Genomic DNA, 11,476 nt, shown 5'->3' on the forward strand with positions numbered 1-11,476 from the left:
TGGTCGTCACAGCGCGCTCATCACGTGCTTGACGCGGGTGTAGTCCTCTAGGCCGTAGAGCGAGAGGTCCTTGCCGTAGCCGGACTTCTTGAAACCGCCGTGCGGCATTTCGGCGACCAGCGGGATATGCGTGTTGATCCACACGCAGCCGAAGTCGAGCTTTCCGGCCATCCGCATCGCGCGCTGATGGTCGGTCGTCCACACCGACGACGCGAGCGCGTACTCGACCCCGTTGGCCGACGCGAGCGCGTCGGCTTCGGAGCCGAAACGCTGCACGGTGATGACCGGGCCGAATACCTCCGTCTGGCTGATCTCGTCGTCCTGGCGGACGCCGGAGATCACCGTCGGTTCGTAGAAGTAACCCTCGTCCCCATGCCTTTTGCCTCCACAGTGGACTGTCGCGTGTTCGGGAAGCCGGTCGACGAACCCGGCGACCCGGTCGAGCTGGGCGGCGTTGTTGAGCGGGCCGTAGCTGACCGACGTGTCGTCGGGTTTGCCGGTGGTGGTCGCTCGCGCCTGTCTGGTGAGCGCGTCGACGAAGGCGTCGTGGACCTCTTCGGCGACCAGGACGCGCGTCGCGGCTGTGCAGTCCTGGCCCGCGTTGAAGTAGCCCGCGGCGGCGATACCCTCAGCGGCTGCTTCGAGGTCTGCGTCGGCGAAGACGAGCACAGGCGCCTTGCCGCCGAGTTCGAGGTGTACGCGCTTCACGTTCTTCGCCGCCGAAGCGGCTACTTCGGTCCCTGCGCGTACAGAGCCGGTGATGGACACCATCGCGGGGATCTCGTGCTCGACGAGCGCCCGCCCGGTGTCGCGGTCTCCGCAGATCACGTTGAGCACGCCGGGCGGCAGGAATTCGGCGCAGATCTCGGCGAAGAGCAGGGTCGACGCGGGCGTCGTGTCGGCCGGTTTGAGCACCACCGTGTTCCCCGCCGCGAGCGCGGGCGCGATCTTCCAGACCGCCATGAGGAGCGGGTAGTTCCACGGCGTAACCTGCGCGCACACGCCGATGGGTTCTCGGCGCACGAAAGAGGTGTGCCCTTCCATGTATTCGCCGGCCGACCGTCCTTCCAGGACACGAGCCGCGCCCGCGAAGAACCGCAACTGGTCGACGATCATCGGCAGTTCTTCCGCCGCGGTGAGCGCGATCGGCTTGCCGGTGTTCGCCGACTCGACGAGCACGAGGCCTTCCGCGCGCGCTTCGACGGCATCGGCGATCTTCAGCAGCGCGAGCTGGCGCTGGGCGGGTGTGGTGTCGCGCCAGTGCTCGAAGGCGGTGGCCGCGACTCCGAGCGCGCGGTCGACGTCCTCGGGGCCGGCGATGGCGGCGGTGCGATACGGGCGGCCGGTGACGGGATCGACGATGTCGGCAAACCGGCCCGACACGGATCCGGTGTATTCACCGCCGATGAAATGCTTCAGCTGCTGCACGAGGGCTCCTGGCTACTGGGCCTGGGGGCGTGAGGCGATAGCAAAGGTCCCTTGCTCCCTTTTGGGGCGGCGAGGGAGCTAAAACATATAAGTCCATAGGTTAAATGACAAGACGATGGGGCAAGATTGGTTCCATCGGGTAGCGGTACGGGCGAAGGGCCACCATGCGTAAGGGGATGTCGCACAGCGCGCGATCAGCGATGTTCGCGCCGCTCGACCAGATCGGCCGGGCGGAAGCGGTCACCGCGCGGCTGGTCGACGCCATCACGCTCGGACTGCTGGCCGACTCGGAACAGCTGCCGAGCGAAGCCGAACTGGCCGCCCAGTTCGGCGTCTCCACCGTGACCGTTCGCGAAGCATTGGTCGCCTTACGGCAGCAGGGACTCGTCGAAACCCGGCGAGGCCGAGGCGGCGGAAGCTTCGTGAAGACACCTGCGAACCCTTCAGCCGCTTCGTGGCGAGAGCGGCTTCGCACGGTTTCGCTGTCCGATCTACGCGACGTCGGTGACCACTATCTGGCCATCGCCGGCGCCGCCGCCAAACTCGCCGCCGAGCGGAGTTCACCCGAAGACATCGAGCGACTCGAACTCGCGACCGAGGACATCCGCGTCGCGACCGGCGCGGAAGCGTCGCGCGCCGAACGCCAGTTCCACCTCGAGGTCGCGGCCGCCGCGCAGTCGCCCCGGCTGACCAGGGAAGAGGTGCAGCTGCAGAGCGAACGTGGCGGCCTCCTCTGGTTACCGCTCCAACCGCACGGCACCCGCGAGAACGCCTACGCCGAACACCGCGCGATCACCGCCGCCATCGCACAGGGCGACGGCGAGCTGGCCAGAAAGCTCACCGAGGAGCACATCCTCGAAGCGATAGACCGGCTGGCGGACGTGCATTTAGACCTTCTGGCCCCTTAAGCTGCGGCATCCGCGCATCCGAGGTGAGCATCGTGAACGACACACCGTCCGCCGGTTCCGAGGTCGTCGATCAGGTATCCGCCCTGGTCGAGGACGTCTTCGGCAGACTGAAGCCGGTTCTGGCCGGCGCCGAAGGGCTGCTGGCCGAATCCGCCGATGCCACCGCCGGCGACCTGACCCGGCTCCGGCCGCAGGTCTTCGACGTCCTCGGCGGCCTGGTCGTCGGAGCCGGGTTCATCAGCGCGCCGAACACCCTGGCCGACCAGGAATTCGGCTTCGAATGGTGGACCGAGACCGCGGGCGACGGCCCCGCCCAGCTGATCATCAGCCTCGACCCGGACAGCGACAACTTCCTCGACTACACGCGCCAGTCGTGGTTCACCGTGCCGCGCGACACCGGCCGCCGCCACATCAACGGCCCGTACGTCGACTACCTCTGCACGGACGAGTACACGCTCACCTTCACCGTCCCGGTTCAGCGCCGCGGGTCGTTCGCGGGGGTCGTCGGCGCGGACATCCACGTGCGCGAGGTCGAGCGGCTGCTGCAGCCGAAACTGCGCGCGCTCGGCGGCCGCGCGGCACTGGTCAACGCCCAAGGCCGGGTGATCGTGTCGAACAACGCGCGTCAGGCGACGGGTTCGCTGGTGCGCGAAGTCGACGTCCCGGCCTGGTGGTCCTCCGGCGCGGAGCCGGTCGCGGACGACAACGGCACCGCACTCCGGCGCTGCGGCGACTCGCCGATCGCGCTGGTCAGGTCCGAGCGCTGACCTGCAGCGCGAGCCAGAACTCCGCGCGCACACCGGGGGAATCGAGGTCCCGGCCGGTGAGTTCGGCGACCTTGCGCACGCGGTTGCGCAGGGTGTGCCGGTGCACGCCGAGCCGCGCCGACGCGAGATCCCAGTGACCGTGGTGTTCGAGCCAGCACGTCAGAGAGGCGACCAACGCGCCCCGGCCGGTTTCGTCGTGTTGCCGCAACGGCGCCAGCAGGCTGTCCGAAAAAGCTTGTGCCGCTTGGGAATCGACCAGTTCCAGGAAGCCTCGTCCGGCATGTTCCGAGAACCGGACGAGCTCGGATCGCTCGGCCTTCGCCGCTTCCGCGGCCTGCTTCGCCTGGCGTAGCCCGGCCGGGAAATCCACTGTGGACACCGGGTCGGCGAGTCCGGCGTGTAGACCGCCACCCCTGGACGCCAGCCTGACGACGGGCTCGACATCGCCCAGCGCGATCACGAACGACCCCGACTCCCCGAAGAACACCTTCTCCCCCAGTGCTTCCGCTTCGAGCGCGTCGGCCAGGGCCCGGCGAGCCGCGGCGGGTCCCGTGACCGCGACGACCTCCCACGGCGCTTCCGGCACGCCGCCCCAGAGCGTCTTCATCGTCTTGGTCGCGAGTTCGACCCGGCCTGCCGCGAGCTGGTCGCAAAGCCCGGATCGCAGCTGCCGCAGCGCCACGACGTGTTCTCGGTTCTGTTCCAGGGCAAGGGAAAGCAGCGAAACCGCGGTGTTGACGATGTGCTGCCCGGCGGCATCCAGCGGTTCACGGGTGCCGACCACCAGCACGCCGCGTGCCCGGGTATCGAGCGTCTGCAGGACGACCTCGTCCTCCCCCACCACCGTCACCAGCGTTCCGGCACGCAGACGGGTGAGGTCTTCGCGTACGCCGTCGACGAAGTGTCGTGACGAGGCGGGCGAGGCCTCGGTGACGGCGCCCGCGGAATCGAGCAGCAGCACCCAGCCGTCGACCAGCTTCGCCAGTTTGCGGACGACCCCGCCGGGACCGCCCTTGCCGACGGCCGTCCGCGTGAGTTCCTGCTGTCCCTTGCCGGTGCGGACGAGTGAGGCGTATTCGTCGGCGGCGACCGCGCGGGAGACCGCACGCGTGATCGCGATGAACGGCGTCTTCCTCGGCACTTCGAGCACCGGGAGCCCGACCTCCTCGGCGGTGTCCACAAGGGACTGAGGGATGCTCTCGTGGCTGAGGCCGACTCCGAAACCGAGCCCTGCCACCCCCGCGTCGACAAGCCTCCGGATGTAGCCCGGCGCCGTGGTCTCATCGAGAGAGAGGCCGGTGGTCAGCAGCAGTTCGCCGCCTTCGAGGAAGGCCTGGGGGTCGGTCAGTTCGGTGGGATGGACCCAGCCGATCGGCCGGTCGAGAGCGCCTTCCGCCGCACGCACGCGCAGGCCGAGCGGGCGTTCGGCCGAGAGGGCGCGGAGCGTCAGTGCCATGTTGTCCAATTCTACGCCCCGATATCGACAAGATGTCGAGCTGACGGACGTCGGCGTGGCTCGCATCCTGGAGGGCGACCCCGTCCCTCGCGCCCGCAGGAGTTGGCCGTGACCGTCACCACCGAGACGCAGCGCAGGCTGCGCACCGAGATCCCCGGCCCGGCCTCACGCGCGCTGCAAGATCGCCGCGCGAGCGTCGTCGCCGCGGGTGTGAGCTCGGTACTGCCCGTCTACATCACCTCCGCCGAGGGCGGCCTGCTCACCGACGCCGACGGCAACGTCCTGATCGACTTCGGTTCCGGCATCGCGGTGACCAATGTCGGCCACGCCGCCCCCGCCGTCGTGGACCGCGTCCGCGAGCAGGTGGGCATGTTCACGCACACGTGTTTCATGGTCACGCCGTACGAGGGTTACGTCGAGGTGTGCGAAGCACTCGACAAGCTGACGCCGGGCACCCACGAGAAGCGTTCGGTGCTGTTCAACTCCGGTGCCGAGGCCGTCGAGAACGCGGTGAAGATCGCCCGCGCCGCGACCGGCCGTCAGGCGGTCGTCGTGTTCGACCACGCCTACCACGGCCGCACCAACCTGACGATGGCGCTGACCGCGAAGTCCATCCCCTACAAGCACGGTTTCGGCCCGTTCGCGCCCGAGGTCTACCGCGTGCCGGGGTCGTACCCGTACCGCGACGGGCTGTCCGGCCCCGAAGCCGCGCGCATCGCCATCGACCGGATCGAGAAGCAGATCGGCGGCGACCAGGTCGCGGCCGTCGTCCTCGAACCGGTGCAGGGTGAGGGCGGCTTCATCGAGCCCGCTCCCGGCTTCCTGCCGGCACTTTCCCGCTGGTGCACCGAGAACGGCGTCGTATTCGTCGCCGACGAGGTGCAGACCGGCTTCTGCCGCACCGGTGAGTGGTTCGCGTCCACGCACGAGGACGTCGTGCCCGACCTGATCGCCACCGCCAAGGGCATCGCGGGCGGGCTCCCCCTGGCCGCCGTCACCGGCCGCGCGGAACTGCTCGACGCCGTCCCGCCGGGCGGGCTCGGCGGAACCTACGGCGGTAACCCGATCGCGTGTGCCGCGGCGCTCGGCTCGATCGAGGTCATGCGCCAGGAGAACCTCGCGGCGTCGGCGAAACGCATCGAGAACACGGTGCTGCCGCGACTGCGGGCACTGGCCGAGGAGACCGGCGTGATCGGCGACGTCCGCGGACGCGGCGCGATGCTGGCCGCCGAATTCGTCGAACCGGGCACCACCGAACCCGACGCCGACCTGACCAAACGCGTCGCGCAGGCGTGCCACCAGGCCGGCGTCGTCGTGCTCACCTGCGGTACCTACGGGAACGTCGTCCGCCTGCTGCCGCCCCTGTCCCTTTCCGCCGAACTGCTCGAAGAGGGCCTGTCCGTCCTCGAGCACGCTGTCCGCACGGAGGCCTCACTGTGAACGCATATCCCTTCTGGGTAGCCGGAAAGCCGGTTACGAGCGGCGAAACCGTCGTCGTCCGTCACTCCTTCGACGGAAGTGAAGCGGGCTCGCACCACGTTCCGTCCACCTCGGACATCGAGACCGCGGTCCAGGCCGCGCACGATGTCCAGGACGAGTTCGCGACGCTGCCCGCGCACGTCCGGGCGGGCGTGTTGGACCACGTGTCCCGAGTTCTGGGTGAGCGGTCCGAAGAGATCGCGCAGCTGATCACCGCCGAGTCCGGGAAGCCGCTGAAGTGGTCGCGCGGCGAGGTCGGGCGTGCGGCGTCGACGTTCCGCTGGGCGGCCGAGGAGGCGCGCCGGTTCTCCGGCGACCTGCAGCGGCTCGACACCGACCCCGGTGGCACCGGACGGCTCGCGCTCGTGCGGCGGGTGCCGAAAGGTCCGGTGCTGGGCATCACGCCGTTCAACTTCCCGCTGAACCTGGTGGCGCACAAGGTCGCGCCGGCGATCGCGGTCGGCGCGCCGATCGTGCTCAAGCCCGCGCCCGCGACACCACTGACCGCGTTGCTGCTCGGCGAGATCCTGGCCGAGACGGCGCTTCCCGCCGGAAGCTGGTCGATCCTCCCGGTCGGCAACGAGGAATCGGCTCGTCTGGTCTCCGATCCGCGGCTGCCGGTCGTGTCGTTCACCGGTTCGGTGCCGGTGGGCTGGGGCATCCGCGACAGCGTGCCGCGCAAGCACGTCGCGCTGGAACTCGGCGGCAACGCGGCCGTCCTCGTCTGTCCGGATTGGACGGATCTGGACTTCGCGGCGCAGCGGATCGCGACGTTCGCGATGTACCAGGCCGGACAGTCGTGCATCTCGGTGCAGCGCGTGTACGCGCACGCCGACGTCTACGACGAGCTTCGCGCGAAGGTACTGGAGCAGGTACGCGCGCTCGGGACCGGCAACCCGCGGACGGACGGCGTGGACGTCGGGCCGCTGATCAACACCTCCGCGGCGGAGCGGGTGGAGTCGTGGATCGCTTCGGCCGTCGACGCCGGCGGCGAACTGCTGACCGGCGGCAAGCGTGACGGCGCGACCGTCGAACCGACCGTGCTCGCGAACGTGCCGGAGGACGCGTCGGTGATGGCCGACGAGGTCTTCGGGCCGGTCGTGTCGATCACGCGCGTGGGGTCGGTGGACGACGGTGTCCGGCGGATCAACGACTCGCGCTTCGGGCTGCAGGCGGGCGTCTTCACCCGCGACCTGCCCACGGCGTTCGACGTGTCCGCGAAGCTGCGCGTCGGCGGCGTGCTCGTCGGCGACGTGCCGAGCTTCCGGGCCGACCAGATGCCGTACGGCGGCGTGAAGGACTCCGGCGTCGGCCGTGAGGGCCCCGCGTCCGCGATGGCCGACTTCACCGAAGAACGTGTCACCGTCCTGACCGGCCTTACCCTCTGACCTCCCCGCGTTTCGTCCTCTGAATGCGGTGGTTCGTAACGCGAACTACCGCATTCAGAGGACTGATTGCGTGAGGTGGGCGTGGGCCTCGACGAGCGAAGGGCCGTACCAGGTGAGATGGCGTCCGGAGACCAGGACGTACTTCGCACCGGGGAACGCTTCGGGGCCGTCGTCCGCAGTGAACTCGTAGGGCTCGTCGGGCAGTACGAGCAAGTTCGCCTCTTCGGCCGCGAAGCGCGCCTGGAGTTCGTCGAGCTTCGGGCGCGGGTAACGCTCTTCGTCGTCCGCGTAGACGTTGCCGATTCCGACGCGGCGCAGGACGTCGCCGCCGAAGGTGTCGCGCCCGAGCACGATCCAGGGCTTCCGCCAGACCGGCACGACCGCCCGGAAGCGCTCCGGCCGCGTCTCGCGCCAGACCTCTTCGGCCTCGACCAGCCACTCCGGCTCGGCGAGGTCGTAGGCCTGCGTGAGGATCCGACGCATCGAGCCCAGCGCGGCGGGCACCGTGGCCGACGCCTCCATCACCCAGACCGGGATCCCGTTGGCACGCAGGCGTTCCACGTCCTCCGGCCGGTTCTCCTCGGAGTTGGCCAGCACCAGATCCGGTGCGAGTTCGAGCACCTTGTCCACGTTCGGGTACTTCGAACCGCCCACCCTCGGGACGTCCAGATCAACCGGATGGGTGCAGTAGTCCGTCACGCCCGCGAGCCTTCCCGGCGCGCTGACCTCGACGGCCTCGGTCAGCGACGGGACGAGCGACACCACCCGCGACGCCGGTTCGCGCAGCGGGACGACTTCGCCGAGATCGTCGATCATGCCCGCTCGAAGGACAGTTTCCGCTTGTCGACGTCCACCGCGGTGAGCCGGACCCGGATCCGTTCGCCTTCGGGGAGCTTTTCGCCCGTGCACTTGGACATCACCGGCGGATCCTCGACCAGGATCTCGGCCTTCGTCTCCTCCGCGCGCAGCACGATCGCGCTGAACTCGCCGCCGATGTGCTCGGCCATCACCCAGACCTCGACCTGGTCGATGCAGGCTCGTTCGACCTTCGCCGCCAGTGTGTCGGACGCGGTCATCAGTTCCGGCACCTCCGACAGCGCCGCCCGCACCCAGGCGGGGACCTCGCGGCCGGCGCTCACGGCCAGGCAGATCTCGGTGGCGAACCGGTCGACCAGCCGCCGGATCGGCGCGGTGACATGGGCGTACGCGCCGCCGATTCCGGCGTGCGTGGTCAATTCCGGTACCTCGCCGTCGAACGCGGTGTATCCCGCGCCGCGCAGAAGTCGTGTCGTGTCGGCGAAAAGGGCCATGGACGCGGGCTGGCCGGGGTCGAGCGCGGCCAGGAACTCCGACACGCTCTTGCCCTCGGGCCAGTCGATGTTCAGCGCCTGCGCGGACCGGCGCAGCCATTCGACGGCTTCGGGTTCCGGTGCGGGCAGGGTCCGGAGGACGCCGATCCCGGCGTCGATCATGAGCTTCGCCGCCGCCATCCCGGTGAGCAGCGAGATCTCGGCGTTCCACGCGTCGACGTCGTTGCGCGGCCGCTGGACCAGTGCCCAGCCGCCGTCGGGGTCGCCGTTGATCTCCTGCTCCGGCAACTGGAGTTCGACCGCGCCGCGCCGGACCGCGAGCTCGCGGCGCAGGCGACCCAATTCCGGCAGGGCGGCGACCGACGGATGCGGGTCGCCCGCGTCGATCGAGGCCTGCACGGTCTCGTAGTCGAACTGTTCGGTGGACCGGACCAGTGCCCGCCGGACGTTGGTCGCGGTCGGCTCGCCGCCCGCGTCGATGTCGATCGTCCACAGCACGGCGGGCCGGGTCTCCCCCGGCAGCAGGCTGGCCGCGCCTTCGGACAGCACCGGCGGATGCAGCGGGACGTTCCCGTCGGGCAGGTACAACGTCTGCCCGCGGCGTCGCGCCTCCTTGTCGAGCGCACCACCAGCGGGGACGAACGCGGCGAGATCGGCGATCGCGTAGTGGACGCGGAATCCGCCGCCCTCGACGCGCTCGATCAGCACGGCCTGGTCGAGATCCTTCGAACCGGGCGGATCGATGGTGACGAAGGGCAGACCGGTGGCGTCCTCGCGTTCCCCGGCCGACTCGAGCGGGTCGACGACCGCCGCCTCCGCCTCGGCGAGCACGTCTGGACCGAACGACTCCGGCAGCACGAACTCGGCACGCAGGCGACCGAAGTCCCCTCCGGCCGTGTGAGTCCTGATCACGAGTGGAGGCACCACACAACCCTATCCCGATCCGGCCCGGTTGATCGCCCGTTCGGGCGCGGGCCGGTCGGGTGTACGTTACGGGCCGAAATGAAAACCGATACCCTTTTCAAAACGACAGGAAGGGCCGTGGCGTGAAGATCGCGTTCGTCGGAAAGGGCGGCAGCGGCAAGACCACGCTGGCATCGCTGTTCACCGCGTACCTGGCCGGAGCGGGGAAACCGGTACTGGCGATCGACGCGGACATCAACCAGCACCTCGCCGTCGCGCTCGGCGCGAGCGAGGAAGAAGCCATCGCGTGGCCGACGCTGGGCGACAACATGGGCCTGATCAAGGACTACCTGCGCGGCGACAACCCGCGGATCGCCGACGCGGCCGCGATGATCAAGACGACCCCGCCCGGACGCGGGTCGCGACTGGTCCGGCCGTTCGAGGACAACCCGATCTTCCAGGCCTGCTTCCGCGAATTCAGCGGCGTGCGGCTCGGCGTCACCGGACAGTTCGACGAGGACGACCTCGGCGTCGCCTGCTACCACTCGAAGATCGGCGCGGCCGAACTCCTGCTGAACCACATGATCGACGACACCGGCGAGTACGTGGTCATGGACATGACCGCGGGTGCCGACGCCTTCGCGTCCGGTCTCTTCACGCGGTTCGACGTCACCTTCCTGGTCTGCGAGCCGACCGTACGCAGCGTCGGCGTGTACAGGCAGTACGCCGACTACGCGCGTGACTTCGGGGTGCGACTGGTCGTCGTGGGCAACAAGGTGACCGAAGAAGAGGACATCGAGTTCCTGCGTGACGAGGTCGGCGACGCCCTGCTCGGCTGGATGGAGAACTCGCGGCACGTCCGCGCCGCCGAACGCGGCCGCGCGCGCCCGATCGGCGAACTCGAGGCGCACAACCTCGGAACGCTGCACTCGATGCTCGCGACCGTCGACGCCGAACAGCGCGACTGGGCGCGGTACCAGCGTCAAGGCGTCGAGTTCCACCTTCGGAACGCGCGGGCCTGGGGCAACGGGCGGGCCGGGGACGACCTCTCGGCGCAGGTCGATCCGGAGTTCACGCTGGGGCCGGCGTTGGCACGACAAGACGCCTGACCTGCGGGTCCGCACGCCCTCTGGTGTTGCGAAAGCCACTTTCGCAACGTTGACGGTTGCGAAAGTGGCTTTCGCAACACCGCTCGCGGACCAGGCGTCCAGGGCGGCACCGAGACACTCCAACTCACCTCACCTTGGCCGAAGAGAGCAAGGGACCTTTGCTATCACTCTCTCCGGGAGAGTGATAGCAAAGGTCCCTTGCTCCCCTGGGGCCGCGGGCGAAGGTCAGTCGCCGTTCCATTTGGCGTCTTCGGCGTCGGCCTGACGGGTGCGTTCCTTGGCGATGTCCAGGGCGCGCCGGGCCGTCGCCTCGTCCGGGTACGGGCCGAGGAGGTCGACGCCTCGACTTCGTTCCAAATGCTCGACCTGGTTCGTCTTGGTGTTGTAGTACCAGCCTTGGTCCGGGTTCGGGTCGCTCGACATACGTCTAGCGTGACACCACCCGGACGTCCTGTCATTACTTGCGGTAGCGGTACGGGATCTCCGTCGGCTCACCGGTCGGACCGAACTCGCCGCCCTCGGGCGGGTCCACCTTCGAGCTTTCCGGGATGTTCTCGGCGAGCTCGTCGAACCAGCCGCGGTGCACCGGGATACCCCGCGGCGGGGTGGGAAGGTCGGGCGCCGACGTTCCCCGAGGTGGCGAAGTGGGCGACGACGGCTGTGGCAACGGGCCGGAAGGCGGTCCGGTCACCGGAGGAACGACAGACGCGGGTGGGGCTGTCGGCGGC

General features: G+C 69.2%; 10 protein-coding genes and 1 pseudogene. 5 read left to right on the plus strand and 6 right to left on the minus strand.

Annotated features, from left to right (window positions below; translation table 11 throughout):
* Positions 1-6: 6 nt before the first annotated feature.
* Entirely contained in the window at positions 7-1,428 is a 1,422-nt protein-coding gene (locus tag H5J31_RS33860) for a gamma-aminobutyraldehyde dehydrogenase (protein WP_181776751.1), read from the minus strand.
* A 164-nt stretch (positions 1,429-1,592) separates the two neighbouring features.
* On the opposite strand from H5J31_RS33860, the gene H5J31_RS33865 reads away from it, so the two are divergent.
* Both H5J31_RS33865 and H5J31_RS33870 read left to right on the plus strand, forming a co-directional pair.
* Positions 1,593-2,336 (plus strand): FadR/GntR family transcriptional regulator, encoded by a 744-nt coding sequence (locus H5J31_RS33865; RefSeq protein ID WP_181776752.1) that lies wholly within the window; start codon positions 1,593-1,595, stop codon positions 2,334-2,336.
* 32 nt (positions 2,337-2,368) lie between these two features.
* A complete protein-coding gene (locus H5J31_RS33870; RefSeq protein ID WP_181776753.1) occupies positions 2,369-3,103 on the plus strand; it encodes a cache domain-containing protein in 735 nt (244 codons plus the stop codon).
* On the opposite strand, the gene H5J31_RS33875 is transcribed toward H5J31_RS33870, so the two are convergent.
* Positions 3,087-4,559 carry a PucR family transcriptional regulator gene (locus H5J31_RS33875; protein ID WP_181776754.1) on the minus strand — a complete coding sequence of 491 codons (1,473 nt, stop codon included), beginning with the start codon at positions 4,557-4,559 and terminating at the stop codon, positions 3,087-3,089. The two genes, H5J31_RS33870 and H5J31_RS33875, sit on opposite strands and share 17 nt — an antisense overlap.
* 108 nt (positions 4,560-4,667) lie before the next feature.
* Here H5J31_RS33875 and gabT point away from each other — a divergent pair, with 108 nt between their 5' ends.
* Both gabT and H5J31_RS33885 read left to right on the plus strand, forming a co-directional pair.
* Positions 4,668-5,999 (plus strand): 4-aminobutyrate--2-oxoglutarate transaminase, encoded by a 1,332-nt coding sequence (gene gabT / locus H5J31_RS33880; RefSeq protein ID WP_181776755.1) that lies wholly within the window; start codon positions 4,668-4,670, stop codon positions 5,997-5,999.
* A complete protein-coding gene (locus tag H5J31_RS33885) occupies positions 5,996-7,426 on the plus strand; it encodes an aldehyde dehydrogenase family protein (protein WP_181776756.1) in 1,431 nt (476 codons plus the stop codon). Before gabT ends, H5J31_RS33885 begins: the two co-directional genes overlap by 4 nt.
* Before the next feature lie 54 nt (positions 7,427-7,480).
* On the opposite strand, the gene H5J31_RS33890 is transcribed toward H5J31_RS33885, so the two are convergent.
* Positions 7,481-8,242 carry a helical backbone metal receptor gene (locus H5J31_RS33890; RefSeq protein WP_181776757.1) on the minus strand — a complete coding sequence of 254 codons (762 nt, stop codon included), beginning with the start codon at positions 8,240-8,242 and terminating at the stop codon, positions 7,481-7,483.
* Positions 8,239-9,648, minus strand: a complete 1,410-nt coding sequence (locus H5J31_RS33895) for an RNB domain-containing ribonuclease (protein WP_181776758.1) — start codon at positions 9,646-9,648, stop codon at positions 8,239-8,241. Before H5J31_RS33895 ends, H5J31_RS33890 begins: the two co-directional genes overlap by 4 nt.
* A 134-nt stretch (positions 9,649-9,782) precedes the next feature.
* Between H5J31_RS33895 and H5J31_RS33900 the strand changes: the two genes are divergently transcribed.
* Positions 9,783-10,748: an ATP-binding protein gene (locus H5J31_RS33900; RefSeq protein ID WP_181776759.1), complete on the plus strand. Its 966-nt coding sequence runs from the start codon at positions 9,783-9,785 to the stop codon at positions 10,746-10,748.
* Positions 10,749-10,973: 225 nt separating this feature from the next.
* Here the strand turns inward: H5J31_RS33900 and H5J31_RS33905 are convergent, their stop codons facing one another.
* Positions 10,974-11,171 carry a hypothetical protein gene (locus H5J31_RS33905; protein WP_181776760.1) on the minus strand — a complete coding sequence of 66 codons (198 nt, stop codon included), beginning with the start codon at positions 11,169-11,171 and terminating at the stop codon, positions 10,974-10,976.
* Positions 11,172-11,205: 34 nt separating this feature from the next.
* Positions 11,206-11,476: pseudogene (locus tag H5J31_RS33910) on the minus strand (hypothetical protein); the annotation flags it as partial.

The sequence above is a fragment of the Amycolatopsis pittospori genome, from assembly GCF_013870525.1.
GTDB classification, from domain to species: Bacteria; Actinomycetota; Actinomycetes; order Mycobacteriales; family Pseudonocardiaceae; genus Amycolatopsis; species Amycolatopsis pittospori.

What these genes read in the sequence shown, in the direction of transcription:
- H5J31_RS33865 (WP_181776752.1), top strand. Translation starts at nt 1,593, where the DNA reads ATGCGTAAGGGGATGTCGCACAGCGCGCGATCAGCGATGTTCGCGCCG.
- H5J31_RS33875 (WP_181776754.1), bottom strand. Translation starts at nt 4,559, where the DNA reads ATGGCACTGACGCTCCGCGCCCTCTCGGCCGAACGCCCGCTCGGCCTG.
- H5J31_RS33890 (WP_181776757.1), bottom strand. Translation starts at nt 8,242, where the DNA reads ATGATCGACGATCTCGGCGAAGTCGTCCCGCTGCGCGAACCGGCGTCG.
- H5J31_RS33905 (WP_181776760.1), bottom strand. Translation starts at nt 11,171, where the DNA reads ATGTCGAGCGACCCGAACCCGGACCAAGGCTGGTACTACAACACCAAG.